Origin of the sequence: Actinomadura sp. NPDC048021, from assembly GCF_040653135.1 — a bacterium.
Classification (GTDB): Bacteria; Actinomycetota; Actinomycetes; order Streptosporangiales; family Streptosporangiaceae; genus Spirillospora; species Spirillospora verrucosospora.
This window is the reverse complement of sequence record NZ_JBEZJQ010000021.1, coordinates 119,791-145,687: the sequence shown is the minus strand read 5'-3', so window position 1 is coordinate 145,687 and position 25,897 is coordinate 119,791. Positions and strand designations below refer to the sequence as shown.

Here is a 25,897-nt window from a genome sequence, read left to right as displayed (position 1 = left end):
GTCCCCGCATGGCACAGAAGGTCGAAGTCCTTCTCGTGGACGACATCGACGGCGGAGAGGCTGACGAGACCGTCAGCTTTTCCCTCGACGGCACGTCTTATGAGATCGACCTGAGCAAGAAGAACGCCGCCAAGCTCCGCAGCGGCCTGGAGCCGTTCGTGGCCGGCGCCCGCAAGGCGCGCAAGGCCGCGGGCCGGGGCGGCCGCGGGACGCGCACCGCGGGCAGCCGCGAGCGCTCCGCCGAGATTCGCGAGTGGGCGAAGAACCGCGGCATCAAGGTCAATGAGCGGGGCCGTATCCCCGCCAATGTGATCGAGCAGTACGAAGCCGCACACTAGCGGCCGCCGCGCGGCCGGGGGTGTTCCGGCGCGCGGCGAGGGGCCGGGGCGGATTTATCCACGCCCCGGCCCTCTTGCGTGTGCATCGGGCAAATCCTCCCCCCATTGCGGGAGAGAATGCCAGTAATGGTGCGAGACAACACAATAAGCTGGCGCCGGGGCGACGGCGGAGGGGGCGGCCCGTTGACACGCGTGACGCGGCGGGACAAGGTCCGGTACTGGTTCGACCGGACGATGGCGAAGGGGACGCCCGCCCTCATCGGCTGGCTCGGGCTCGCGTCCGGGGCGCTGGTGCTGGTGGTGGCGACCGCGGCCGTCATGCTCGCGCCCGGCGACAGCGAGTCCAACGGCCACTGGCCCGGCATGGTCTGGCGCAGCCTGCTGCGCACGCTCGACCCCGGGACGATGGGGGACGACACCGGCACCGCGCCGTACCTCGGCCTGATGCTGGTCTCGACCATCGGCGGGATCTTCATCGTCAGCTCGCTCATCGGCGTGCTCACCACCGGCCTGGAAGCGAAGATCACCGAGTTGCGCAAGGGCCGGTCGCGGATCGTCGAGCACGACCACACGGTGCTGCTCGGCTGGTCCGAGCAGGTCTTCACCGTGGTGGCGGAGCTGGTGGAGGCCAACCAGAGCCGGCGCAGGTCGTGCGTCGCGATCCTCGCCGACCGGGACAAGGTCGAGATGGAGGACGCCATCCGCGCGCGCGTCGGCGACCTCGGCCGCACCAGGATCGTGTGCCGCACCGGCGACCCGCTGAAGGTCGCGGACGTGGAGCTGGTCAGCCCGGGCACCGCGCGGTCCATCATGGTGGTCACGCCGGAGGTCGACGAGGCCGACGCCCGCATCATCAAGGTGCTGCTGTCGCTCGGCGCCCGCACCTGGGGGCGGCACCGCCCGCACGTGGTCGCCGCCGTGCACGACTCGGCCAACCTGCCCGCCGCCCGGCTCGCGGGCGGCCCCGCCGCGCACGTCATCGACGCCGACGACGTGGCGATCCGGCTGATCGTCCAGTCGCACCGCCAGTCGGGGCTGTCGCAGGTCTGCACCGAGCTGCTGGACTTCATCGGCCACGAGTTCTACATGCGCACCGAACCGGCCCTCGCGGGCAGGACGTTCGGGGAGTCGCTGTCGGCCTACGACCTCGGCGTCCCGTCCGGACTGCGGCGGGCGGACGGGGCCGTCCTGCTGAACCCGCCGATGGACACCGTGATCCGCGCCGACGACGAGATCATCCTCCTGGCGGAGGACGACCTGCTGATCCGGCTCGCCACCGGGCCCGCGCCGCCCGTCCGGGAGGCGGCGATCACGACGGCGACCGCGCGGCCCCCGGTGCCCGAGCGCACGCTGATGCTCGGCTGGAACCACCGCGCACCGAAGATCATCGAGCTGCTGGACGAGTTCCTCGCCCCGGACTCGGCGCTGGTCGTCGCCGCGCCGCGCGAGGACCCCACCGGGGCGCTGCCCCCGGCGGCCCACCTCAAGATCGACTTCGTCCGGGCGGAGCCGACCGAGCGGCCGGCGCTGGAGTCCCTCGACCTCGGCTCGTTCCAGCGCGTCATCGTGCTGTCGGACGCCGGGCGCGACCGGGAGCACGCCGACGCCCGCACCCTCGTCACGCTGCTGCACCTGCGCGACATCGAGGACGGGCTCGGCGACCCCTTCGCCATCGTCAGCGAGATCAACGACGACGCCAACCGGGAGATCGCGCAGGTCACCAAGGCCGACGACTTCGTCGTCAGCGAGAAGCTGATCAGCCTGATGCTGACCCAGCTGAGCGAGAACCGGCACCTGTACGAGGTGTTCGCCGACCTGCTCGACCCGGCCGGCTCGGAGATCTACCTCAAGCCCGCCTGCGACTACCTGGCGCCGGGCGCCGAGGCCGACTTCGCGACGCTCATCGAGTCGGCCCGGCGGCGCGGCGAGGTCGCGCTCGGCTACCGCCTGACGGAGCGGTTCCACGAGCCGCCCGGCTACGGGGTGGTGCTGAACCCGGACAAGTGGGCGCCGCTCACGCTCTCGGCCGACGACCGCGTCATCGTGCTCGCCGAGAACTGAGCGGGACCCGGGGTCAGCGGAGCGGCGGGCCCAGTTCGTGCCCGGCCCGCACGGCGCCCGCGACGCGCTCGCGCAGCGCCAGCTCGGCCTGGCGGGCGTCCTCGGCCATCCCGCGGATCTCCTCGCCCGCCAGGGCGTCCCCGACGGTGCTCGCCAGCAGGTCCCGGTAGCGGGCGTTCTGCTCGGGCAGCCCCTGCAGGACGCCCGCCTCGTGGTAGGCGTCGTCGGCCTCCCCCGCCCGGCGCGCGTAGGCCTCCAGCGCCTCGATCCGCCCGGTGACCGAGCGGATCGACAGCTCCAGCGCGCGGTCCTGCGGTTCCAGCAGGGCCCGGACGCGCGCCGAGAGGCGTTCCGGCCGCTGGGCGCGGCGCTCCCGGCGCAGCCGCGTGTGCTCGGCGAGGGCGCCCGCGATCGCCCACTCCTGGCGCGGCAGGACGACCGCGTTGTTGATGTCGTCAAGCAGCCCGGCGCCGTGCGCCCGCGACCCGAGCACGGCGTCCACGGCGCGCTGGGCGCGGACGAGGAGCCCCGAGGCGGGCTCGTCGAAGTCGGCCGGCAGGAGGTAGCGGCCGTGGTGCTCCCGCGCGGCGCGGGCGGCGGCGGGCTCCCGGACGTACCGCAGCGCCCCGGCGACCCAGGCGGCGAAGCTCGCGGCCGCGAGGACGACTGCGGCCTCCACCTGGCCGAGCAGCAGCAGGAGGACCTGCACGGCCGGGACGACCATCATCGCGACCACGGGCAGCCTCCCCCAGCGCACCGCGCCGCCCACGAGCTCGTCGTCGTCCAGCGAGGCGACGAAGCAGACGCGCAGCCATCCGCCCGGCAGCACGCCGTAGAACAGCGCGAACGCCGGGATCCACACCAGCCGCGCCGCGACCGTGCCGGTGCGCAGCCGCGGGGGCGCCGGAGTGGGCAGGCAGGCCGGGACGAGCCGCTCGGGCGCGGCGGCCAGCAGGGCGCGCTCCTCGCCGCCGATGCCGGGATCGAACACCGGGCGGGGACGGTATCGCTCGGTCATCGCCACTCCCCTCCGCGTCGGGAACCCTGTGCCGGACGGTTCCGAGCCTTCCACGCGGGGCCCGGCCGTCTCCGGGTTGTCACGAGATCCGGACATTCCTGCGGTCCCTGGGCATCCCTCCTCCGGTACCGGCTAGTCCTGCAGCTCCGCCCAGACCTCCCGGTCGCGCTCGGCCGTCCAGATGCGGGGGCGTTCGATGCCGTCCAGCTCGTCCCAGAGGCGGGAGACGTCGAAGGGCAGGCAGTGCTCGAAGATCGGCCAGCCGCCGTAGGCGGGGGCGAGCGCCGTGTGGACGGCGGCGAACGCGTCCCTGAGCGCGCCGCCCTCCCGCCGGACCCGTTCGACCTCGCCGATCATCGTGGTGAGGAAGTCGCGGGTCTGCCGGACGGCCGCCTGCACGGCGTCGCGGCCGTGCGCGACCGCCCCGCGCCCGCCGACGAGGGTCTCGGCCCCGAAGGAGTGGACGTGGTCGAGCGTGCCGGACGCCCATTCGCGATGGAACGCGTCGCCGGTGTAGAGCGCGGCCTGGGTCTCCACGAGGTCGCCGGCGAACAGGATCCGGTGCCGGGGCAGCCACGCCACGATGTCGCCCTCGGTGTGGCCGCGCCCGCAGTAGGCCAGGTCGAGGTCGCCGCGGTCGCCGCCGAGGTCGATGGTGAGGGTGCCGGTGAACGTCACGGTCGGCCAGGTGAGCCCCGGGATGCCGTCCGGGTCCTTGAACAGCCGGGGCATCCGGCCGTACTCCGACTCCCAGTCCTGCTTGCCGCGCTCGGCGATCAGCGCGCGCGTCAGGTCGTGCGCGACGACCACCGGGGCGCCGAACGCGCTCGCGCCCAGCGTGCGGACGGCGTGGTAGTGCGACAGGACCAGGTAGCGGATGGGCTTGTCGGTGTGCTCGCGCAGCACGGCGAGCCAGTCGCGCGCCGCGGCGGGCGTGGCGAGGGCCTCGAAGCAGACGAGGAAGTCCTCGCCCTCCACGGCCCCCACGTTCGGGTCGCCCTCGGCCGTGAGCGCGTACACCCCGTCGGCGAGGACCTCCAGCGTCTGCGTCCTGTCGCTCAGGTCCGCGGACGACGCGAACGGTTTCGGCATGGGCGCCCCCTCGCGGTCGTGGCCCCGGCCTCTTCGCCTGCACTGCGGTTCGCCTGCACAGTGATTCATTCCACGCAGAGCGGTCGATAACCGTCCCGCCCTCCGGGGAGGGACGGCCCGGGCGGGGGTAGGAGGGGTCTCGAAGGTGCCGCGCGTGAGGAGGAGGCCCGGGTGAACGCCGCGCTCGGACTGCTGGCCGTCCTCGTGCTGACCGCCGCGACCGGCTACTTCGTGGCGCAGGAGTTCGCGTTCGTCACCGCGGACCGCCCGGCGCTCGACCAGCGGGCGGCGGAGGGCGACCGGGCCGCGGGGCGCGCGGTGCGGGTGATGGGCCGGCTCTCGTTCATGCTGTCGGGCGCGCAGCTCGGCATCACGGTCACCGCGCTGGTCGTGGGCTTCATCGCCAAGCCCGCCCTCGCCGACCTGATCGCGCCGGCGCTGCGCGCGGGCGGGGTCCCGGACGCGGCGTCCGGCGGGGTGGCGGTCGCGCTCGGGTTCGTCCTGGCCACGGTGATCCAGATGCTGCTGGGCGAGCTCTTCCCCAAGAACCTGGCGCTGGCGCGGGCGGAGTCGCTGGCCCGCGCGCTGGCCGGGTCCACCCTGTTCTACCTGGCCGCGGCCGGCCCGCTGATCAGGCTGTTCGACGTGTCCGCGAACCGGCTCGTCCGCGCGGTGGGCATCGAGCCGGTGGAGGAGCTGCGGCACGGCGCGACGCTGGAGGAGCTCGGGCACATGATCGGCGAGTCCGGGGAGCAGTTCCAGGCGGGCCACGCCGACCTGCTGGAGCGGGCCCTGGTGTTCTCCGAGCGGGACGCCGAGGAGGTCATGGTGCCCCGCGTCGACGTGGTGACCGTGCCCGCCGCGGCGCGGGCCGCCGACCTGGGCGACGTGATCGCGGCGAGCGGGCACACCCGCTACCCCGTCCTCGGCGAGGGCGTCGACGACGTGGTCGGGGTCGTCGGGCTGGAGGAGCTGGTCGCGCTCGGCCCGGACGAGGCCGCGCGCACCGAGGTCCGCGCGCTCGCCCGGCCGGCGCTGCTGCTGCCGTCGTCGCTGCCGCTGCCGGAGGTGGTGCTGCGGCTGCAGGGCGCCGGCGAGCCCCTCGCCTGCGTGGTGGACGAGTACGGCGGCTTCGCCGGCATCCTCACCTGGGAGGACGTCGCCGAGGAGCTGGTCGGGGAGATCGCCGACGAGAACGAGCCGGGCGAGGACCTCGCGATCCGCAGCGGCGAGTGGTGGACGACCGACGCGGGGCTGCGGATGGACGAGGTCGCCCACGAGACCGGGATCGCGCTGCCGGAGGGCGACTACGAGACCGTCGCGGGCCTGCTGATGAAGCGGCTCGGCCGGGTCGCGCGGCCGGGCGACGTCGTCCGGGTGCCGCTGGCCCCGACCCGGCTGGACGAGCCGGCCCGCACCGCCGTGGTGGAGGTCCTGACCGTCCACCGGCACGTGCCGGAGCTGATCCGCATCCGCACCGTGGAGGAGGACGGGTGAACCTCGGGCTGGGCGCCCTGGTCACGCTGGCGCTGCTGGCGGGCAACGGCTTCTTCGTCGCCACCGAGTTCGCGCTGGTGGCGGCGCGGCGGCCGCGGCTGGAGCGGGCCGCCGCCCGCGGCGGGCGGGGGGCGGGCGCGGCCGTCGCGGGGATCGACGAGCTGTCGGTGACCCTCGCGGGCGCGCAGCTCGGCATCACGATGTGCTCGCTCGGCCTCGGCCTGGTGTCCGAGCCGGTGTTCGCCGGGACCCTCACGCCGCTGTTCCACTCCGCCGGGCTGCCGGAGGGCGCGGCGCACGCCGTCGCGTTCGTGCTGGCTCTGGCGCTCGTGACGTTCCTGCACATGGTCGTCGGGGAGATGGCGCCGAAGTCGTGGGCGATCGCCGACCCCGAGCGCTCGGCGAGCGTGCTCGGCCTGCCCTTCCGCGCGTTCGCCACCATGGTGCGCCCGGTGCTGGCGGCGCTGAACGGCGCGACGAACCTGCTCCTGCGGCTGGTGGGCGTCCGCCCCGCCGACTCGCGGGAGGTGTCGCGCACCCCCGAGCAGCTGCGCAGCATCGCCCAGGAGTCGCGGAGGCTCGGGCTGATCGGCCAGAGCGAGCTGACGCTGCTCACCGCCGCCCTGGACGCGCCCCGCGCCCCGCTGGCCGACCTCGTGGTGCCGGTCTCGGACATCGTGTCGGTCCCCGCGTCCGCGACGCCGCAGGAGGTCATCGACGCGTCGGCCCGCACGGGCCACATCCGGCTCATGCTGCGGGGCGCCGGGCGACCGGGGCAGGCCCGCATGGTGCACGTCCGGGACGCCTTCGTGGCCCGCGCGCGGGGCCGCGCCACCCCCGCCGGGGACCTGGCGCACCCCGTTCCGGCGATGCCGGTCGGCACGCCCGTGGGCGAGGCGGTCGCGATCCTCAAGGCGGGGCACAGCCACCTCGGTCTCGCCGTCGGGCCGGACGGCCGCGTCGCCGGCCTGGTCAGCCTGGACGACCTGCTCACCACGCTGATGGCCGTGCGCTGACCGTCGAAGCGTCAACATTGGTTGACACGCCTCGGATGTCAACCTACATTGACAGCCATGAGCGACGGAGTGACGCTCGCCCAGGAGGCGAGCAGCCGGGACCCCGCGGTGGGACTGCGGGCCGTGCGCGCGCTGCGCGAGCTGGCCGAGCGGTTGGAGGCGCTGCAGGTCGCCAGCGCCCGCGACCAGGGCTGGTCCTGGCAGGAGATCGCGGTCTGCCTCGGCGTGAGCCGGCAGGCCGTCCACAAGAAGCACGGCACCGGCCGCCGCCTACTCAAGAAGGAGCAGTAGACGATGTTCGAGCGTTTCACCGCGGACGCGCGGCAGACGGTCATCGGGGCCCAGGCCGAGGCGCGGGCGCTGCGCGACGGCCGCATCGGCACCGAGCACGTCCTGCTCACCCTGGCGGGAGCCGAGAGCGCCACCGGACGCGTCCTGCGCGAGCACGGGCTCGGCCCGGACGACCTGCGGGCCCGGATCGTTCGGCTCAACCGCGCGGGCGGCGACGTCCTCGACCCCGACGCCCTGCGCAGCATCGGGATCGACCTGGACGCCGTCCGCGAGGCCACCGAGCAGAGCTTCGGCGAGGGCGCCCTCGACGCGCCGGCCGGGAGGAGCGGCCGGGTCCGCCGGGGTCACATCCCCCTCACGCCGCACGCCAAGAAGGCGCTGGAGCTGAGCCTGCGGCACGCCCTCCGGCTCGGCCAGAAGGAGATCCGCAGCGGCCACCTCCTTCTCGGCGTCCTGCACGACGGCGACTTCTCGTCGGTGCGGCTGGCCACCGAGGCGGGGGCGGACGTCGAGGAGCTGCGCGCCGAGATGAGCCGCCTGCTGGCGGCCAAGGCGGCCTGACCGCCCGGTCAGCCGAAGGCGCCGGTGAGGGCGCCGACGCAGGCGGCGCCGCGGGCGGGATCGTAGGGGAAGCGCCGTTTGCACTCGCCCGAGACCCACGACGGGGCGTGGCGGGCCCGCGGCGGTTTTCGCGCCGCGGGCCTGTGGTGCCGCCGCACGGGGCGGTGGTGCCGGCGCGGCGAGGCGGCGGCGTGCTCGCGGCGGTGGGCCCGCTTCTTCTTCCCGGCGTGGTGGCGGGACGGGTACGCGCGGGGCTCCGCAACGTCCCGTCCCGGTGGCGGGGTCGACGCGGGAACGGGCTTGGCCGACGGCGCCGGCGTGGTGACGCCGTCCGCCGGACGGGCCGGCGCGACCCGTGTCGACCCGTACGCGATGACGAGGAACAGCCCCGCGGCGAGGGCGAGCGCCGCGACGACCGCCGACAGGCGGCTCGGACGGCGGACGGGCGGCCGGGGCTCGCCGCGGGTGAACCCGGCGGGCGGAAGGCTGGAAGAAAGGCGCACCCCACGATGGTCACGCTGCGCACCCGTCCGGACACGGAGACGCGCCGCAACCGTTGCCAGCTCGATACCTTGGCTAGGGGCGCCGCCACGCGCGCAGGGCGATTTTCTCGGCCAACGCGGAGAAGGCCGACACCGACCACCACAACCCGCGCCGGAGGACTTCCCGGTCACGCCGGACTTCGCGGCCGGGGCCCTCTAGCCCCCGGCCGGGGTGACGGTGAAACGGCGAAGGTCGAGCGCCGGGTTCTTCGCTCGGACGGCCTTGACGCGCTCGGGCGAGACGTCCCCGGACACGACCCCGGTCCCCTCCCCCAGCGCGGCCACGACGACGCCCATCGGGTCGACGACCATGCTGTTGCCCGCGCCGGTCGGGGCGCACTGGTCGGCGGCCGCCACGTAGATCGTGTTCTCGATCGCCCGGGCCCGCACCAGCGTCCGCCAGTGGTCCTCCTTGAGCGGCCCCGGCACCCATTCGGCGGGCAGCGCCAGGACGTCGGCGCCCGCGTCCACGATCCGCCGCGTCACCTCGGGGAACCGCACGTCGTAGCAGGTCTGCATCCCGAACGTGACGCCGTCGACGGCGAAGGTCCGCGGCTCGCCGATCTCGCCGGGCCGCACCAGCGCCGACTCCTCGTACCCGAACGCGTCGTACAGGTGGATCTTGCGGTACTCGGCGACGACGCCCGCGCCGGGGGCGACGGCGACGAGCGTGTTGGAGATGCGGTCCGGGTCGTCCAGGCGCTCGTTCACTCCCGCGACGACGTGGATGCCGTGGCGCCGTGCCAGCTCGCCGAGCCCGGCCACGAACGGGCCGTCCAGGGGCTCGGCCGAGTCGACGAAACGCCGGTCCATCTTCGGCGCGGTGAACATGGAGAACTCGGGAAGCACCACGACCCGCGCGCCCTGCCCGGCCGCCTCGGCGGCCAGCCCGCCGATCGCCGCCAGGTTCTCGCCCTTGTCTGTCCCGGGCGCGAACTGCGCCACCGCGACCCGCACCATACGTCCTCCTACATCCTGTCGACGCCGGTCACCCGGACGACGGCCTCGCCCTCCTGGTCGGAGCCCGCGAGGTCGACCTCGGCGCTGACGCCCCAGTCGTGGTGCCCCTCCGGGTCGTCGAAGACCTGCCGGACGCGCCACAGCGCGTCCTCCGGGACCTCCTCGATCTGCAGCAGCTTCGGCCCCCGCGCGTCGGGCCCGGTGAGCAGCTCGTCGTGCTCCTCGAAGTAGCGGTCCATGGCCTGCGCCCACGCGTCGGCGCCGAAGTCGGGGTCCAGCGCGCCGAGGTCGCCGTAGCGCTCCAGCGCCGCCAGCTCCACCCGGCGGAACATCGCGTTGCGCACCAGCACCCGGAACGCCCGCGCGTTCGCGGTGACCCTGGTGACGCGCTCCTCGATCGGCTCGTCCAGATCCTCGGCGGCGGGGTTGGCGAGCTGCTCCCACTCGTCCAGCAGGCTGGAGTCGACCTGCCGGACCAGCTCGCCCAGCCACTCGATCAGGTCGATCAGGTCGTCGGTCTTGATCGACTCCGGGACGGTCTGCTGCAGCGCCTTGTAGGCCCCCGACAGGTACCGCAGGACGAGCCCCTCGCCCCGCGCCAGCTCGTAGTGGCCGATGTACTCGGTGAACGTCATCGCCCGCTCGTACATGTCGCGCACGACCGACTTCGGGCGCAGCGGGTGGTCGCCGACCCAGGGGTGCCCGGCCCGGTACACCTCGTAGGCGGCGCCGAGCACGTCCTCCAGCGGCTTCGGGTGGTCGACGTCCTGGAGCAGCTCCATCCGCTCCTCGTACTCGATGCCCTCGGCCTTCATCTCCTGGACGGCCTCGCCCCGCGCCTTGTTGACCTGCGCGGCCAGGATCTGCCGCGGGTCCTCCAGCGTCGCCTCGATCACCGACAGCACGTCCAGCGCGTACGACGGCGACGCCGGGTCGAGGATCTCGAAGGTCGCGAGCGCGAACGTCGACAGCGCCTGGTTGAGCGCGAAGTCCTCCTGGAGGTCGACGGTGATGCGCGCGTACCGGCCGGCGTCGTCCGGCTCCGGCAGCACCTCGACGACGCCGCCCGCGAGCAGCGAACGGTAGATCGCGATGGCGCGGGAGATGTGCCTGCGCCGCGCCGCGGGCTCCTCGTGGTTGTCGGTCAGCAGCCGCTTCATGGCCTGGAACGCGTTGCCCGGCCGCGCGATCACCGACAGCAGCATCGCGTGGCTGACCTGGAACCGGGACCGGAGCATCTCCGGCGCGGCCTCCTGCAGCTTCTTGAAGACGTCCTCGTCCCAGCCGACGAACCCCTCCGGCGGCTTCTTGCGCTGGACCTTCCGCCGCTTCTTCGGGTCGTCGCCGGCCTTGGCCAGCGCCTTCTCGTTCTCCACCACGTGCTCGGGCGCCTGCGCGACGACGAACCCGACCGTGTCGAACCCGGCCCGTCCCGCCCGTCCGGCGATCTGGTGGAACTCCCGCGCCCTGAGCCGCCGCACCCGGTGCCCGTCGTACTTGCTGAGCGCGGTGAACACGACGGTCCTGATGGGGACGTTCACCCCCACCCCCAGGGTGTCGGTCCCGCAGATGACCTTCAGCAGGCCCGCCTGCGCGAGGCGCTCCACCAGCCGCCGGTACTTGGGGAGCATCCCGGCGTGGTGGACCCCGATGCCGTGCCGGACGAACCGCGACAGGTTGCGCCCGAACTTCGTGGTGAACCGGAAGTTGCCGATCAGCTCGGCGATCCGCGCCTTCTCCTCCTTGGTGCACACGTTGATGCTCATCAGCGCCTGCGCCCGCTCGATCGCCGCCGCCTGCGTGAAGTGCACCAGGTAGATCGGCGCCTTCTGCTCGGCCAGCAGCTCCTCGATCGTCTCGTGCAGCGGCGTCACCCGGTAGTCGTAGATGAGGGGCACGGGCCGCTCCGCCGACGTCACCAGGGCCGTCGGCCGCCCCGTCCGCCGCGTCAGGTCCTTCTGGAAGAACGAGACGTCGCCGAGGGTGGCCGACATGAGCAGGAACTGGGTCTGCGGCAGTTCCAGCAGCGGTATCTGCCACGCCCAGCCCCGCTCGGGCTCGGCGTAGAAGTGGAACTCGTCCATCACGACCACGCCGATGTCGGCGTCCGCGCCGTCCCTGAGCGCGATGTTCGCCAGCACCTCGGCCGTGCAGCAGATGATCGGCGCGTCCGCGTTCACGCTGGCGTCGCCGGTCATCATCCCGACGTTGTCGCGCCCGAACATCTCGCACAGGTCGAAGAACTTCTCCGACACCAGCGCCTTGATGGGCGCGGTGTAGAACCCGACCTGGTCGCGGCCGAGCCCGGCGAACAGCGCCCCCGCCGCCACCAGGCTCTTGCCCGACCCGGTCGGCGTGGAGAGGATCACGTTCGCGCCGGACACCACCTCGATGAGCGCCTCCTCCTGGGCGGGGTACAGCGTGATCCCGCGCCCCGACACCCACCGTTCGAACGCCTCGAACAGCGAGTCGGCGTCGGTGTCGTTTCCGGAGGGAAGCTCATCGATAAGGCTCACCCCTCCATCCTGCCCCCGATCACCCACTGCCCGCGCCGGACGCTGCCCCCGTCCTAGACCAGCCCGTGGCCGTACTTCGCCATGAGGGGTTCGAGATCAGGCTCCCCGAAGGACTCCCGCATCGCCTCGAACACGGAGACCTTCTCCTCCCCGAACCGCCGGACGCGGCCGGCGTACGCGGCGGCGGACACGAAGGTCGGCGGATCGGTCTTGCTGTGGAACTTGTCGGCGTACATGACGAGCCGCTCCTCGCCGGTCACGGCGACGTAGTCGCCGGCGGGCACGGGAAGCCGCTGCCGCGCGATGTCCTCCCTGGTCAACCCCACCCCGGTGTGGCACGAGCAGAACCGGCAGATCTCCTCTGGGAACCCCTCGTCCCGGAGGATCTCGTGACCGAGCACCCCGTGCCGGACGTAGCCGCTGAGGTCGATCGCCCCGGACGGGCCGTACAGCCGGTAGACGCCGAGGTCGTGCAGCAGGCACCCGGCCCGCACGAGGTCCGCGTCGACCGCGAGCCCCGCCCCGTCCATGATCCGCTCGGCGATCTCGCTCACGATGACGCAGTGCGTCCACACGGCCTCGAACGCGGCTTCCCCCGGCGCGTACCGCTCGTGCAGCGCCCGGATCTCGTCGTCCCCCGGTATCTCCACCCCACGACCTTAAGGCCGCGGCGCCCGCGCGGTGATTAGGGACGGACCGTGCGGCAACAAAGGGCTGAACGAATCGAGGAACGCGAGAGGAGCCGAGCGGATGGACAAGAAGGAGCCGGAGGACCGGGGCCCGGGAGCCAGTTCCGGGCTGGAGGACCAGCCGCACGAGCGGGTCGTCCCGGGCAGCGAGAGCGCCGAAGAAGGGTACGAGGGAGACGCCGAGAGCGGGACCCGCGGCGGCGACCCGATCGCCGGGGTGGAACTGGACCCGGACGAGGAGCCGTGAGCTACGACCGCGTCGCCGTCGTCACGGGTGCCGACTCGGGCATCGGGAAGGCGACCGCGGTCGCGCTGGCCCGCGGGGGATTCGATGTCGGCATCACCTACCGGTCCGACCGGGAAGGGGCCGAGGGGACGGCGCGGGAGGTCGAGGGCGAGGGACGGCGGGCGGCCGTCCGGCGGCACGACCTGACCGACCCGGTGCGGGCGGCCGGGGCCGTCGACGAGCTGGCCGACGAGCTCGGCGGGCCCGGGGTGCTGGTCAACAACGCCGGGACGGGCAGTATGCGGCACCTGCTCGACATGGGCTTCGAGGAGTGGCGCGAGGTCGTCTCGGTCGACCTGGACGGGGCGTTCCTGTGCTCGCAGCGGGCCGCCCGGCGGATGGCGGGCCGCGGCGAGGGCGGCCGCATCGTCAACGTGACCAGCGTCCACGAGGAGTACCCACGGGTCGGGGCCGGGCCGTACTGCGCCGCCAAGGGCGGGCTAAAGATGCTCTCCCGGGTGCTGGCCCTGGAGCTGTCCGAGCACGGGATCACCGTCAACACGGTGGCGCCCGGAGAGATCGCGACGCCGATGACCGGGCAGCACGACCGGCCGCCCGAGCCGGAGAGCCGGGCGGGATACCCGCTGGCGCGGCCCGGGCACGCCGGGGAGGTCGCGGAGGCGATCGCCTTCCTGGCGAGCCCGGAGGCCTCCTACGTGACGGGCGCGTCGCTGTTCGTGGACGGCGGCCTCGGGCTCATGGGGCCGCAGGCCGCGGGGGCTCTGGAGTCCCCGGAGTGGCGGAAGGGCTGACCGTCAGGCGCTCACCTCGGTGCGGTCGCCGCCCCAGAGGGTGTGGAAGGAGCCGTCGCGGTCGGTGCGGCGGTAGGTGTGGGCGCCGAAGAAGTCGCGCTGCCCTTGGGTGAGCGCGGCCGGCAGGCGGTCGGCGCGCAGCGAGTCGTAGTAGGCCAGGGCGGTGGAGAAGCCGGGCGCGGGGACGCCGATGTGCGCGGCGGCGGCGACCACCTCGCGCCAGGCGCCCTGGGCGTCACCCACGGCCTCGGCGAAGTGGTCGTCGGTCAGCAGCGTCGGCGTCTGCGGGTCGGCCTCGTAGGCGGCGCGGATGCGGTCCAGGAACCGGGCCCGGATGATGCAGCCGCCGCGCCAGATGGTGGCCATCGCGCCGAGGTCGATGTTCCATCCGTACTCGGCGCTGCCCGCCTGGATCTCGTGGAACCCCTGCGCGTACGCCACGATCTTTGATGCGTACAGGGCCTTCTCCACGGCGTCGGCGAAGCCGGAGCCCGCCATGACCGTGCGGGACGGCCCGGGCAGGCCGCGGGCGGCCTCGCGCAGCGCGGCGTGGCCGGAGACGGACCGGGCGAACACGGCCTCGGCGATGCCGCCCACCGGGACGCCGAGGTCGAGGGCGGTCTGCACGGTCCAGCGGCCGGTGCCCTTCTGCTCGGCCTGGTCCAGGACGACGTCCACGAACGGCTTGCCGGTCGACGCGTCGGTGTGCGCGAGCACCTCGGCGGTGATCTCGATCAGGTAGGACTCCAGGCGCCCGGTGTTCCAGGTGCGGAACACCTCGGCGATCTCGGCGGGCGCGAGCCCGGCGGCGTGCCGCAGCAGGTCGTAGGCCTCGGCGATCAGCTGCATGTCGGCGTACTCGATGCCGTTGTGCACCATCTTCACGAAGTGCCCGGCGCCGTCCGGGCCGACGTGCGTGCAGCACGGCGTCCCGTCGACCTTGGCGGAGATGTCCTCCAGCAGCGGGCCGAGCGCCTCGTAGGACTCGGCGGAGCCGCCCGGCATGATGCTCGGGCCGTGCAGCGCGCCCTCCTCGCCGCCGGAGACGCCGGTGCCGACGAAGTGGATCCCGCGCTCGCGCAGCGCGGCCTCGCGGCGGCGGGTGTCGGCGAAGTTCGCGTTGCCGCCGTCGACGATCATGTCGCCGGGCTCCAGCAGCGGGGCGAACTCGTCGATGACCGCGTCGGTCGGGCCGCCCGCCTTCACCATGACGACCAGCCGCCGGGGCCGCTCCAGCGACTCCACGAACCGCTCCGGCGTCTCCGCGGGCAGGAACGTCCCCTCGTCGCCGAACTCCTCCACCAGCGCCTTGGTCTTGGCCGACGTGCGGTTGTGCACGGCCACGGGATGCCCGTGCCGGGCGAGGTTGCGGGCCAGGTTCCGCCCCATCACCGCCAGCCCGGTGACACCGATTCGCGCCTTCTGCATTGGCTCACTCCTCCTCGTGTGCGACCCTGACCAAGGGGTTGTACGCGGCTCATGATCCCCCCGTTCGAGCGCCCGGGACCGCATGCCCGCGCCCGGCGCGGGAAAGGGCCGCGCGTTGAGGACCACTATCGATAGTGCCATCTACCTGGGGGTGCGATGCTGGGACTGCCGGACGAGGCGGCCGCGTGTCTTTTCGATCTCGACGGGGTGCTGACCCGGACCGCGGCAGTTCACGCGGCGGCGTGGAAGGAGATGTTCGACGGCTACCTGCGCGAGCGGGCGGAGCGGACCGGTGAGGCGTTCACCGAGTTCGACCCCGTGCGCGACTACGGCCGGTACGTCGACGGCAAGAGGCGCGAGGACGGGACGCGCTCGTTCCTGGAGTCGCGCGGCATCTCCCTGCCCGAGGGCGATCCGGACGACCCGCCCGAGAAGGAGACGATCAGGGGTCTGGGGAACCGCAAGAACGCCCTGGTCCTGAAGCTGATCGAGGAGAAGGGCGTCGAGACGTTCGAGGGCTCGATCGACTACGTCCGCAAGGCGCGGGAGGCGGGGCTGAAGACGGCCGTGGTCTCCTCCAGCGCCAACACCGTCCAGGTCCTGCGGACGGCCGGCATCACCGACCTGTTCGACGCGCGCGTCGACGGCGTCGTCGCGGCGGAGCGGAACCTGCCCGGCAAGCCCGCCCCCGACACGTTCCTCGCGGGGGCCGAGGAGCTCGGCGTCCCGGCCGGCAAGGCGGTGGTCTTCGAGGACGCCCTCGCCGGCGTCCAGGCGGGGCGGGCCGGAGCGTTCGCCTACGTCGTCGGCGTCAACCGGGTCGGCGACGAGCACGCGAAGGCGCTCGCCGAGCACGGCGCCGACGTGGTGGTCGACGACCTGTCCGAGCTGCTGGAGGCGCCGTGAGCACGCACGAAGGCCAGGCCGGGGCCGACCGGCCCGTGTTCTCCGTGGAGCCGTGGTGCGTGCGGGAGCCGGAGCTGCGGCTGGACCGGCTGGCCCAGACCGAGTCGGTGTTCGCCCTCTCCAACGGGCACGTCGGAATGCGCGGCAACCTCGACGAGGGCGAGCCCCACGGGCTCCCCGGCACCTACCTGAACTCCTTCTACGAGCAGCGCCCCCTGCCGCACGCCGAGACCGCCTACGGCTACCCCGAGATGGGCCAGACGGTCATCAACGTCACCAACGGCAAGGTGATCCGGCTGCTCGTCGACGACGAGCCGCTCGACGTGCGCTACGGCCGGCTGCACCACCACGAGCGGATCCTCGACATGCGCGCCGGGACGCTGACCCGGCACGTGGAGTGGACCTCCCCGGCCGACCGGACGATCAAGGTGACCTCGGTCCGGATGGTGTCGCTGACCCAGCGCGCCGTCGCGGCGATCTGCTACGAGGTCGAGCCGGTCGACGAGGCGGTCCGGGTCGTCGCCCAGTCGGAGCTGGTGGCCAACGAGGCCCTGCCCGGCGGTGGCAAGGACCCGCGCGAGTCGGCGATCCTGAGCAGCCCGCTCGTCGGCGAGGAGCACGTCGCCAACGGCACCAAGGTGCTGCTGCTGCACCGGACGCGGCAGAGCGGCCTGCGGATGGCCGCCGGGATGTCGCACGACATCGAGGGCCCGGAGTCGATGGCGATCGACACCGAGAGCTCCAAGGACGTGGGGCGGCTGACGGTCGCGACGCGGCTGGAGCCGGGGCAGCGGCTGCGCATCGTCAAGTACATCTCCTACGGCTGGTCGAGCCGGCGGTCGCGTCCCGCGCTGCACGACCAGGTGGTCGGGGCGCTGGCGGGCGCGCGGCAGACCGGCTGGCAGGGCCTGCTGGACGAGCAGCGCGAGTACCTCGACGAGTTCTGGGAGGGCGCCGACGTCGAGGTCGACGGGGACGCCGAGATCCAGCAGGCGGTCAGGTTCGGGCTGTTCCACGTCCTGCAGGCCGGCGCCCGCGCGGAGCGCCGCATGATCCCGGCCAAGGGGCTGACCGGGCCGGGCTACGACGGGCACACGTTCTGGGACACCGAGACGTTCGTGCTGCCGGTCCTCACCTACACCTCCCCCGGCGCCGCGGCGGACGCCCTCGGCTGGCGGCACATGACGCTGCCGCTGGCCCGGGACCGTGCCAACCAGCTCGGCCTGGAGGGCGCGACGTTCCCGTGGCGCACGATCCGCGGGCACGAGTGCTCGGGCTACTGGCCGGCCGGCACCGCGGCGTTCCACATCAACGCCGACATCTCCGACGCCGTCGTCCGGTACGTGGACGCCACGCAGGACGAGCAGTTCGAGCGGGAGATCGGCCTGGACATCCTGGTCCACACGGCCCGGCTGTGGCGCAGCCTCGGCCACCACGACGTGGGCGGGGTGTTCCGCATCGACGGGGTCACCGGCCCCGACGAGTACAGCGCGGTGGTCGACAACAACGTCTACACCAACCTGATGGCGCGCCGGAACCTCCAGGAGGCCGCCGAAACGGCGATGCGCCACCCGGACGTGGCCGACCGGCTCGGCGTGAACGCCGAGGAGGCGGCGTCGTGGCGGGACGCGGCGGCGGCGATGCTCATCCCCTACGACGAGCGTCTCGGCGTCCATCCGCAGAGCGAGAGCTTCACCAACCACGCCCGCTGGGACTTCTCGGCCACCAAACCCGACCACTATCCCCTGCTGCTGAACTACCCCTACTTCGACCTCTACCGCAAGCAGGTGGTCAAGCAGGCCGACCTCGTGCTCGCCCTGCACCTGTGCGGCGACGCGTTCACCGAGGAGCAGAAGGAGCGCGACTTCGCCTACTACGAGGGCCTGACCGTCCGCGACTCCTCGCTGTCGGCGCAGACGCAGGCGGTCGTCGCCGCCGAGGTCGGGCAGCTGGAGCTGGCGCACGACTACCTCGGCGAGACCGCGCTGATGGACCTGCACGACCTGAACCACAACACCCGCGACGGGCTGCACATCGCCTCGATGGCGGGCGCGTGGAGCGGCCTGGTCGCCGGGTTCGGCGGGATGCGGGCGGGCAGGGGCACGCTGCGGTTCGCGCCGCGGCTGCCCGGCGGGATCAGCCGGCTGGCGTTCCGGATGCGGTACCGCGGCAACCGGATCAAGGTCAGCGTGACGGGCGAGGCGGCCCGCTACGAGCTGCTGGACGGCCGGGGCCTCACGCTGTGGCACCACGGCGAGCGGTTCACGCTCGCCGACGAGCCCGTCGAGCTGCCGATCGAGCAGATCCCGGTGCGCCCGCCGGTGACGCAGCCGGCGGGGCGGGAACCGGCCCCGCGGCGCATCGACCCGCACGGGCGCGATCCCCGCCGCCGCTAGGCGGGGTCGCTCCCCGGAGCGCAGACGCGCGCGCAGCCGTCCGCCCCGGAGGCCCGCGTCCCGTCCGCCGGGCGGGGCGCGGGCTCCCCGGCGCCTGCCGGCACGAGCAGGCGGCGCGGCCCGGGCCCCTCGTCGCCGAGCCGGTCGTAGGGGTTGGCGAGGGCGCACTTGTTGATCGACAGACAGCCGCAGCCGATGCAGTCGGTGAGGTCGTCGCGCAGCCGTTCGAGCTGCCGGATGCGCGCGTCGAGGTCGCCGCGCCACCGCTCCGAGAGGCGCGCCCAGTCCGCCACCGTGGGGGTGCGCTCCTCGGGGAGGGTGGCGAGCGCGTCGCGGATGTCGCCGAGCGGGATCCCGACGCGCTGCGAGACCTTGATGAACGAGACCCGGCGGAGCGTGTCCCGGCTGAACCGCCGCTGGTTGCCCGCCGTGCGGCGGCTCTTGATCAGTCCCTTGGACTCGTAGAAGTGCAGCGCCGAGACGGCCACGCCGCTCCGCTCGGCGAGCTGCCCGACGGTGAGTTCGTGCACCCGGTGCTCCAGCCGCGTCATGCACCGGATCCTACGCGTTCCTCAACCGCGCTTGAGGTTGCCCTGGCGGGCGGCGACCAGGTCAGTAGTGGGGGCCCGGCCGGTACTGGGCGGCCGGGCTCGGCCCGCCCGGGCGCTCGGCGGCCTGGCCGAGCCGGCGCAGCCGGAACGCCGCGCCGATCATGGCGGCGCCGGTCAGGACGGCCAGCAGCCCGATCAGCCAGACGATGGCGATCGCGCCGGAGACGGGCCACGCGAACAGCATGATCCCGAAGATCAGTGAGACGGCGCCGGTGAGCACGTACGCCCACTCGCCCTTGAGCTGCTTGCGCATCGCGAGCGCCACCCCGATCTCCAGCACGCCGGTGGCGACCGCCCAGGCGGCGATCAGCATGAGCAGGACGAACGCGGTGATGCCGGGCCACACCAGCGCCGCGACGCCGAGCGCGACCCCCGCGGCCCCCGACAGGGCCAGCAGGCCGCGCGGCCCTCCGGACGTGCCGCGGATCGCCTGCGCCACGGCGAACACGCCGTCCACCAGGGCGTACGCGCCGAACAGCACCACCAGCGCGAAGACGGTGATGCCCGGCCACACCCAGGCGACGATGCCGAAAATGATCGCGAACGTGCCGCGCAGCGCGAGCACCCACCAGTGGCGGGTCATCAGATCGAACATGCCGGCCTCCCCGGGGACGGAACCTCCTCTAGTGTCCGTCTCCGCCCCTTTCGGGGAACGCAAAGGCCGGTCGCGAACTTCGCAAAGTTCGCGACCGGCCCACGGGTCCGGCCGGTGGCACGGCTCCGGCCGAGCGTCAGTGCTCCAGGCGGCGCACCAGGTCGTGGTACTCGTCCCACAGCGCCTTCGGCGTGTGGTCGCCGAACTTCTCGAAGAACTCCGGCACGAGGGCGGCCTCCTGCTTCCACACCTCGGTGTCCACCGACAGCAGCGTCTCCAGGTCGGCGTCGTCGATGTCCAGGCCCTCGGTGTCGAGCGCCTCCCGGGTCGGCAGGTGCCCGATCGGGGTCTTGACCGCGTCGGCCTTGCCGTTGAGGCGCTCGACGATCCACTTCAGCACGCGGCTGTTCTCGCCGAAGCCGGGCCAGATGAACCTGCCGTCGGCGTTCTTGCGGAACCAGTTGACGTAGTAGATCCGCGGGAGCTTCTCCGCGTCGGTCGCCTTGCCGATCTCCAGCCAGTGGCCGAAGTAGTCGCCCATGTTGTAGCCGCAGAACGGCAGCATCGCGAACGGGTCGCGGCGCAGCTCGCCGACGGCGCCCTCGGCGGCGGCGGTCTTCTCGGACGCGACGTTGGCGCCGAGGAACACGCCCTGCTGCCAGTCGAACGACTCGGTGACCAGCGGGACTGCGGAGGCGCGGCGGCCGCCGAACAGGATCGCCGAGATCGGGACGCCCTTCGGGTCCTCCCACTCGTCGGCGATGATCGGGCACTGCCCGGCCGGGGTGGTGAAGCGGGCGTTCGGGTGGGCGGCCGGGCTCTCGGAGTCCGGCGTCCAGTCGTTGCCCTTCCAGTCGGTCAGGTGCGCGGGCGGCTCGTCGGTGAGGCCCTCCCACCACACGTCGCCGTCGTCGGTGAGGGCGACGTTCGTGAAGATGCTGTTGCCCCACAGCGTCTTGACCGCGTTGGCGTTGGTGCTCTCGCCGGTGCCGGGCGCGACGCCGAAGAACCCGGCCTCGGGGTTGATGGCGTAGAGGCGGCCGTCGTCGCCGAAGCGCATCCAGGCGATGTCGTCGCCGATCGTCTCGACCTTCCATCCGGGGATGGTCGGCTCCAGCATGGCGAGGTTGGTCTTGCCGCACGCCGACGGGAACGCGGCGGCGACGTAGCGGGTCTCACCGGTGGGCGGCGTCAGCTTCAGCACGAGCATGTGCTCGGCCATCCAGCCTTCGTCGCGGGCCATCGTCGAGGCGATGCGCAGCGCGTAGCACTTCTTGCCGAGCAGCGCGTTGCCGCCGTACCCGGACCCGTAGGACCAGATCTCCCGGGTCTCGGGGAAGTGGGTGATGTACTTGGTGGAGTTGCACGGCCACTTGACGTCCTCCTGGCCCGGCTCCAGGGGGGCGCCGACGGAGTGGACGGCCCGGACGAACGACCCGCGCTCCTCGATCAGGCGCAGCGCGCCCTCGCCCATCCGCGTCATGATCCGCATGGACACGGCGACGTAGGCGGAGTCGGTGATCTCCACGCCCAGCTGCGAGATGTTGCCCCCGAGCGGGCCCATGCAGAACGGCACCACGTACATGGTGCGGCCCTTCATGCAACCCGCGAAGAGGCCGCCCAGGGTCTCGCGCATCTCGGCCGGCGCGATCCAGTTGTTGGTGGGACCGGCGTCCTCCTGCTTCTCCGAGCAGATGAACGTCCTGTCCTCGACGCGGGCGACGTCGGTGGGGTCGGAGGCCGCGTGGAAGCTGTTGGGCCGTTTGGCGGGGTCGAGTCGCGTCAGGGTGCCCTGCTCGACGAGGAGGCCGGTGAGCCGTTCCCACTCCTCCTCCGAGCCGTCACACCACTCGACCCGGTCGGGCCCGGTCAGCTCGGCGATCCCGCGTACCCACTCAATCAGTTCGGTGTGGCCGGTAGGGGCCTGGTCGAGGCCGGGGACCTGGTTGGACACGGGGCGTCTCCTTCAGCTGTTCGCAGGATCTTTGCATGATGAACAAGACCCGTCGTTTTTGCCATTTGGTCTGGACCAATCACGTCCGCTTTTGGGGCATGATGCCCGGTTCTGTGAGGGATATCACTGGTCGACGGCACCGACCGCCCGCATCCGCCCTCCGGACGGCGCGGGGGCGTTCAAGCTGGGTAAACGTGGGTTTCGGTGGCCTTGACGGCGGCCCAAACGGGGCTTCCCTCCGCCAATCCGAGCTCCGCGACGGCCGCGGGAGTGACGTCCGCTACGGCGTCGAAAGGCGGGCCGGACAGCCGCACCCGGACGCGGTCCCCGTGCCGTTCGACCGCGCCGACCGTCGTGCGCCAGAGGTTGCGCGGGCTGCCGTCGGGGCGGGTCCGGTACAGCGCGACCGCCGATGGCGCGAAGGCGAGAAACACCTCACCTTCGAGCGAGTCGACAGTGTCGAGGGTCGCGGCGCCGTCACCCAGGGCGACCGTGCCCCCCTCGGCCCTGCCCCGGTACAGGTTCAGGCCGACCAGGCGCGCGACGTAGTCGGTGCGGGGCCGGCGCGCGACGTCGGCGGGGGTCCCCTGCTGGACGAGCCGGCCGCCCTCCACGACGACGAGGCGGTCGGCGAGGACCATGGCGTCCAGCGGGTCGTGCGTGACGAGCACGGCGGCGCCCCCGAACCCGGCGAGGTGGCGGCGCAGCGCGGCCCTGATCTCCAGCCGGGTGTGCGCGTCGAGCGCCGCGAGCGGCTCGTCCAGCAGCAGCAGGCGCGGGTCGACGGCCAGCGCGCGGGCGAGGGCCACCCGCTGCGCCTGCCCGCCCGACAGGGCCCGCGGGCGCGCGGACGCGTGCTCGGCGAGACCCACCCGCTCCAGCCAGTCCCCGGCGATCCGCCGCGCGGCCCGGCGCCCCGCGCCCTGGCAGCGCGGCCCGAACGCGACGTTCTCCAGCGCCGTGAGGTGCGGGAACAGCAGGTAGTCCTGGAAGACCATGCCGATGCCGCGGCGGTCGGGCGGCAGCGGCCGCAGGTCCGCGCCGTCCACCCGGACATGCCCGCCCGCCGTCGGCACGAGCCCGGCCAGGGCGCGCAGCGCGGTGCTCTTGCCCGCGCCGTTCGGGCCGAGCAGGGCCACGACCTCGCCCGGCCCCGCGGTGAGCGCGAGATCGAGGTCGAACGCGGCCCGGCGGACGACCAGCCGCGCGTCCAGCCCCCCGGGACCGCTCATCTCGCGCCGCCCACCCAACGGTCCCGGAGCGCGGCGAGAACGGCGACCGACACGGCGAGCAGGACGAGGCTGAGCACGATCGCCGCCTGCGGGTCGGTCTCCAGCGCCAGGTACACCGCGAGCGGCATCGTCTGCGTCCGGCCGGGGAAGTTGCCCGCGAACGTGATCGTCGCCCCGAACTCCCCGAGCGCCCGCGCCCAGCACAGGATCGTCCCGGCCGCGACGCCCGGTGCGACCAGCGGCAGCGTGACCCGCCGGAAGACCGTCCAGCGGCCGGCGCCGAGCGTGGCGGCCGCCTCCTCGTAGCGCAGGTCGGCGGCGCGCAGCGCGCCCTCCACGCTGATCACCAGGAACGGCATCGCCACGAACGCCTCGGCGAGCACGACGCCGGCCGTGGTGAAGGGGAACGTGAGGCCGAAGGCGCGGTCCAGCCACCCGCCGACCAGCCCGCGCCGTCCGAGCACGAGCAGCAGCGCGACGCCGCCGACCACCGGCGGCAGCACCAGCGGCACGGTCACCAGGGCCCGGACGAGCCGGACGCCGGGGAAGCGGACCCGGGCGAGCGTCCAGGCGAGCGGGACGCCGAGCAGAAGGCACAGGCAGGTGGCCAGGGTCGCGGTGAGCAGCGAGAGCCGGAGCGCCTCCAGGACCTGTGCCTGCAGGAGGCGCGTGCCGAGCGTCGACCACGGCGCCCGGACGAGCAGGCCGGCCAGCGGCAGCACCAGGAAGGCGAGCCCGAGCAGCGCGGGCGCGAGCAGCACCCAGGGCGGCCTCCCCGGCAGCCGGTCCACCTCCCGCGGCGCTCTCCCCGGTCGGGTCACGGCCCCTCGAAGCCCGCCCGGCTCAGCACCGACCTGCCCTGCTCACCGACCACCAGCTGGATGAACTCCTTGGCGAGCGCGCCGTGCGGCGCCCTGGCGACCTCGACGATCGGGTAGTCGTTGATCGCCTTGGCGGCCTCCGGGAACTCGATGCCCGCGACCTCGCCGCCGGCGGCCTTCACGTCGGTGCGGTAGACGAGCCCGGCGTCGGCCTCCCCCAGCCCCACCTTCGTCAGGACGGCCTTGACGTCCTTCTCCCGCGACACCGGCTCGACCTCGACCCCGGCCGCGGCCAGGGCGGTCCCGGCCGCGGCGCCGCACGGCACCTGCACCGCGCACAGCACGACCTTCAGCCCTGGCCTGCCGAGGTCGCCCACCTTCGCGACCTTGCCGGGGTCCCCCTTCGGGACCGCGATGACCAGGCGGTTGCGGGCGAACACCCGCGGCTGCCCCGACGCGTCCCCGGCGCCGGTCACCGTCCTCATGGTGGCGGGGCTCGCGGCCGCGAACACGTCCGCCGGGGCGCCCTGCGTGATCTGCTGGGCCAGCGTCGAGCTGCCGCCGAACTGGAACCTGACCCTCACTCCCGGATGCGCGTCCTCGAACGTCTTCCCGAGCGCGGTGAACGCCTCGGTGAGCGAGGCCGCCGCGAACACCGTCAGGGTCGCGCCGCCCGGCTTCCCGCTCCCGGAGGAGCCCTCGCCCCCCACGTCGCCGCAGCCGGCCAGGAGGGTGAGCGCCAGCACCGCCGCCGACGCCGTTCGCTTGAACACGGTGCCTCCTCAGCCCTGATCCGGGACCTCGACGACGACGTTCGTGGACTTGACGACGGCGTCGGCGACCACGCCCGCCTCCAGGCCGAGGTCGTCGGCCGCCTCGCGGCTCATCAGCGACACGACGCGGAACGGTCCCGCCTGGATCTCGACCTGCGCCATCACCCCGTCCCGGATGACCTCGGTGACGATCCCGCGCAGGCGGTTGCGCGCCGAGGAGAAGCGCTCGGCCTGGTCGGAGGGTCCGCTGCCGCGCGCCTGGTCGCGCACGAAGGCGGCCAGCGCGGCCCCCGGCACCCGCCGGTGCCCGTGCTCGTCCCGGGACGCCGGGAGCCGGCCGCCGTCCACCCAGCGGCGGACGGTGTCGGCGCTGACCCCGAGGAGCGCGGCGGCCTCGCTGATCCTGAACGTCGTCACCCCGCAAATCCTAGAGAGTCGCAAATGCAAGGGGAAGAGCGATAAGTCACTCGATATAGCGACACTTCTGTCCTGATCGGCCTTGCAGGCACGGCGGACGCCACCCCGTCTTCCCTCGCGCTCGCCCGGATGTCACCATCTACTTACATCCCCCGAGGCGAGGAGGACCCGTGACGGCACAAGGCCCCGCGACCCTGGTGATCGAACGGCACGGGACGGCGAGCCTGCGCTCCCGGGCGGTCTCGGCGGGCGTCCGGCGGCTGGTGCGCCCCGGCCTCGCCCGGTTCGCGGGCCGGCCGTTCGACGAACGGGCGCTGCGCCGCGCCGCGCTCATCGACCGGCTCGCGGCGCGGGCCGGGACGCCGCGGCGCGTCCGCGTGGAGAAGGTCCGCCTCGACGGCTTCGGCGCCGAGTGGGTGTCCGCGCCCGGCGCCGCGCCGCCGCGCGACGAGGCGATCCTCTACCTGCACGGCGGCGGCTGGATCTCCTGCGGCCTCAACACGCACCGCCGGATGGTCGCCTCGTTCGCGGCCGCGTCCGGCGCCACGGCGCTGTCGGTGGACTACCGGATGATCCCCGCGGTCCCGTTCGAGCGGGAGGTCGAGGACTGCGTCACCGCCTACCGGTGGCTGCTGGAGGAGCGCGACATCGACCCCGGGCGCATCGTGATCATGGGCGACTCGGCGGGCGGGCACCTCACCTTCGCCACGGCGCTGCGCGCCCGCGAGGAGGGGCTGCCCATGCCCGCCGCGCTCGCGGCCCTGTCCCCCATGCTCGACATGGACCTGACCGGGAAGCTCGCCCACGCCAACATGGGCCTCGACCCCTCCGACCCCGGGGCGCTGCTGGAACGCCTCGTCGAGGGGTTCCTCGGCCACCTCGACCTCACCGACCCGGCGATCTCCCCCGTCCGCGCCGACCTCGCGGGGCTGCCGCCCGTCCTGCTCACCGCCGGGTCCACCGAGCTGCTGTACTGCGACTCCGAGCTGATGGCGCGGCGCCTCGCCGAGGCCGGGGTGCCGGTCACGCTCCAGGTGTGGGACCGGCAGCTGCACGTGTTCCAGATGTTCGGGCCGTACCTGCCCGAGTCGCGCGCCGCGATCGCCGCGCTCGGCGCGTTCGTCCGCGACGCCCTGGACGGCTGA

The 25,897-nt window shown here is 73.4% G+C and carries 25 protein-coding genes and 1 pseudogene; 12 read left to right on the top strand and 14 right to left on the bottom strand.

Annotation, left to right across the window (positions count from 1 at the left end; translation table 11 throughout):
- The first annotated feature begins 8 nt into the window (after nt 1–8).
- Nucleotides 9–338 (top strand): Lsr2 family protein, encoded by a 330-nt coding sequence (locus AB0C87_RS30290; protein ID WP_179834013.1) that lies wholly within the window; start codon nt 9–11, stop codon nt 336–338.
- A gap of 192 nt (nt 339–530) precedes the next feature.
- Nucleotides 531–2,399, top strand: a complete 1,869-nt coding sequence (locus AB0C87_RS30285; RefSeq protein WP_360580657.1) for a potassium transporter TrkA — start codon at nt 531–533, stop codon at nt 2,397–2,399.
- 13 nt (nt 2,400–2,412) lie between these two features.
- Here the strand turns inward: AB0C87_RS30285 and AB0C87_RS30280 are convergent, their stop codons facing one another.
- A complete protein-coding gene (locus AB0C87_RS30280; protein WP_360580629.1) occupies nt 2,413–3,417 on the bottom strand; it encodes a hypothetical protein in 1,005 nt (334 codons plus the stop codon).
- 132 nt (nt 3,418–3,549) lie between these two features.
- Entirely contained in the window at nt 3,550–4,509 is a 960-nt protein-coding gene (locus tag AB0C87_RS30275; RefSeq protein WP_360580627.1) for an MBL fold metallo-hydrolase, read from the bottom strand.
- A 171-nt stretch (nt 4,510–4,680) separates the two neighbouring features.
- Between AB0C87_RS30275 and AB0C87_RS30270 the strand changes: the two genes are divergently transcribed.
- The 5 genes and pseudogenes from AB0C87_RS30270 to AB0C87_RS30250 all read left to right on the top strand — a co-directional run bounded on the left by AB0C87_RS30270 (nt 4,681) and on the right by AB0C87_RS30250 (nt 7,874).
- The gene (locus tag AB0C87_RS30270; protein ID WP_345175234.1) at nt 4,681–6,006 is read left to right on the top strand and encodes a hemolysin family protein; all 1,326 of its coding nucleotides are present in this window, start codon (nt 4,681–4,683) and stop codon (nt 6,004–6,006) included.
- A complete protein-coding gene (locus AB0C87_RS30265; protein WP_353832072.1) occupies nt 6,003–7,022 on the top strand; it encodes a CNNM domain-containing protein in 1,020 nt (339 codons plus the stop codon). The genes AB0C87_RS30270 and AB0C87_RS30265 overlap by 4 nt, the downstream gene beginning before the upstream one ends.
- Nucleotides 7,023–7,079: 57 nt before the next feature.
- Entirely contained in the window at nt 7,080–7,313 is a 234-nt protein-coding gene (locus tag AB0C87_RS30260) for a helix-turn-helix domain-containing protein (RefSeq protein ID WP_345175238.1), read from the top strand.
- A gap of 3 nt (nt 7,314–7,316) precedes the next feature.
- Nucleotides 7,317–7,493 (top strand): annotated as a pseudogene (locus AB0C87_RS30255) (Clp protease N-terminal domain-containing protein); the annotation flags it as partial.
- The gene (locus tag AB0C87_RS30250) at nt 7,488–7,874 is read left to right on the top strand and encodes a Clp protease N-terminal domain-containing protein (protein ID WP_353832077.1); all 387 of its coding nucleotides are present in this window, start codon (nt 7,488–7,490) and stop codon (nt 7,872–7,874) included. The pseudogene AB0C87_RS30255 and the gene AB0C87_RS30250, both read left to right, overlap by 6 nt.
- Before the next feature lie 8 nt (nt 7,875–7,882).
- On the opposite strand, the gene AB0C87_RS30245 is transcribed toward AB0C87_RS30250, so the two are convergent.
- The 4 genes from AB0C87_RS30245 to AB0C87_RS30230 form a co-directional block, all read right to left on the bottom strand.
- Entirely contained in the window at nt 7,883–8,377 is a 495-nt protein-coding gene (locus AB0C87_RS30245) for a hypothetical protein (RefSeq protein ID WP_345175240.1), read from the bottom strand.
- A gap of 195 nt (nt 8,378–8,572) precedes the next feature.
- Nucleotides 8,573–9,376 carry a carbon-nitrogen hydrolase family protein gene (locus tag AB0C87_RS30240; RefSeq protein ID WP_360580624.1) on the bottom strand — a complete coding sequence of 268 codons (804 nt, stop codon included), beginning with the start codon at nt 9,374–9,376 and terminating at the stop codon, nt 8,573–8,575.
- An 8-nt stretch (nt 9,377–9,384) separates the two neighbouring features.
- Nucleotides 9,385–11,892, bottom strand: a complete 2,508-nt coding sequence (locus AB0C87_RS30235; RefSeq protein WP_360358323.1) for a DUF3516 domain-containing protein — start codon at nt 11,890–11,892, stop codon at nt 9,385–9,387.
- 53 nt (nt 11,893–11,945) lie between these two features.
- The gene (locus tag AB0C87_RS30230; protein WP_345175245.1) at nt 11,946–12,542 is read right to left on the bottom strand and encodes an HD domain-containing protein; all 597 of its coding nucleotides are present in this window, start codon (nt 12,540–12,542) and stop codon (nt 11,946–11,948) included.
- 100 nt (nt 12,543–12,642) lie between these two features.
- Here AB0C87_RS30230 and AB0C87_RS30225 point away from each other — a divergent pair, with 100 nt between their 5' ends.
- Nucleotides 12,643–12,828 (top strand): hypothetical protein, encoded by a 186-nt coding sequence (locus tag AB0C87_RS30225; protein ID WP_345175247.1) that lies wholly within the window; start codon nt 12,643–12,645, stop codon nt 12,826–12,828.
- Nucleotides 12,825–13,619 (top strand): SDR family oxidoreductase, encoded by a 795-nt coding sequence (locus tag AB0C87_RS30220; RefSeq protein ID WP_360580622.1) that lies wholly within the window; start codon nt 12,825–12,827, stop codon nt 13,617–13,619. Before AB0C87_RS30225 ends, AB0C87_RS30220 begins: the two co-directional genes overlap by 4 nt.
- Before the next feature lie 3 nt (nt 13,620–13,622).
- Here the strand turns inward: AB0C87_RS30220 and gndA are convergent, their stop codons facing one another.
- Nucleotides 13,623–15,047, bottom strand: a complete 1,425-nt coding sequence (gene gndA / locus AB0C87_RS30215; protein WP_360358321.1) for an NADP-dependent phosphogluconate dehydrogenase — start codon at nt 15,045–15,047, stop codon at nt 13,623–13,625.
- A 156-nt stretch (nt 15,048–15,203) separates the two neighbouring features.
- Between gndA and AB0C87_RS30210 the strand changes: the two genes are divergently transcribed.
- A complete protein-coding gene (locus AB0C87_RS30210) occupies nt 15,204–15,953 on the top strand; it encodes a beta-phosphoglucomutase family hydrolase (RefSeq protein WP_345175251.1) in 750 nt (249 codons plus the stop codon).
- A complete protein-coding gene (locus tag AB0C87_RS30205) occupies nt 15,950–18,349 on the top strand; it encodes a glycosyl hydrolase family 65 protein (RefSeq protein WP_345175253.1) in 2,400 nt (799 codons plus the stop codon). Before AB0C87_RS30210 ends, AB0C87_RS30205 begins: the two co-directional genes overlap by 4 nt.
- Here AB0C87_RS30205 and soxR read toward each other — a convergent pair.
- The 7 genes from soxR to AB0C87_RS30170 all read right to left on the bottom strand — a co-directional run bounded on the left by soxR (nt 18,346) and on the right by AB0C87_RS30170 (nt 24,752).
- Complete coding sequence (soxR, locus tag AB0C87_RS30200) at nt 18,346–18,900, bottom strand: redox-sensitive transcriptional activator SoxR (protein WP_345175255.1); 555 nt, start codon at nt 18,898–18,900, stop codon at nt 18,346–18,348. The genes AB0C87_RS30205 and soxR overlap by 4 nt on opposite strands.
- 61 nt (nt 18,901–18,961) lie before the next feature.
- The gene (locus AB0C87_RS30195) at nt 18,962–19,555 is read right to left on the bottom strand and encodes an HdeD family acid-resistance protein (protein ID WP_345175257.1); all 594 of its coding nucleotides are present in this window, start codon (nt 19,553–19,555) and stop codon (nt 18,962–18,964) included.
- A 136-nt stretch (nt 19,556–19,691) separates the two neighbouring features.
- Nucleotides 19,692–21,509, bottom strand: a complete 1,818-nt coding sequence (locus tag AB0C87_RS30190) for a phosphoenolpyruvate carboxykinase (GTP) (RefSeq protein WP_345175259.1) — start codon at nt 21,507–21,509, stop codon at nt 19,692–19,694.
- 179 nt (nt 21,510–21,688) lie between these two features.
- Nucleotides 21,689–22,741, bottom strand: coding sequence for an ATP-binding cassette domain-containing protein (locus AB0C87_RS30185; protein WP_353832068.1), 1,053 nt, complete (start codon nt 22,739–22,741; stop codon nt 21,689–21,691).
- The gene (gene modB / locus AB0C87_RS30180) at nt 22,738–23,562 is read right to left on the bottom strand and encodes a molybdate ABC transporter permease subunit (protein WP_360580620.1); all 825 of its coding nucleotides are present in this window, start codon (nt 23,560–23,562) and stop codon (nt 22,738–22,740) included. Before modB ends, AB0C87_RS30185 begins: the two co-directional genes overlap by 4 nt.
- Nucleotides 23,559–24,335, bottom strand: a complete 777-nt coding sequence (gene modA, locus AB0C87_RS30175; protein WP_360580618.1) for a molybdate ABC transporter substrate-binding protein — start codon at nt 24,333–24,335, stop codon at nt 23,559–23,561. Before modA ends, modB begins: the two co-directional genes overlap by 4 nt.
- Before the next feature lie 9 nt (nt 24,336–24,344).
- Nucleotides 24,345–24,752, bottom strand: coding sequence for a helix-turn-helix domain-containing protein (locus AB0C87_RS30170; protein ID WP_345175267.1), 408 nt, complete (start codon nt 24,750–24,752; stop codon nt 24,345–24,347).
- A 170-nt stretch (nt 24,753–24,922) separates the two neighbouring features.
- Here AB0C87_RS30170 and AB0C87_RS30165 point away from each other — a divergent pair, with 170 nt between their 5' ends.
- The gene (locus AB0C87_RS30165; protein WP_360580616.1) at nt 24,923–25,897 is read left to right on the top strand and encodes an alpha/beta hydrolase; all 975 of its coding nucleotides are present in this window, start codon (nt 24,923–24,925) and stop codon (nt 25,895–25,897) included.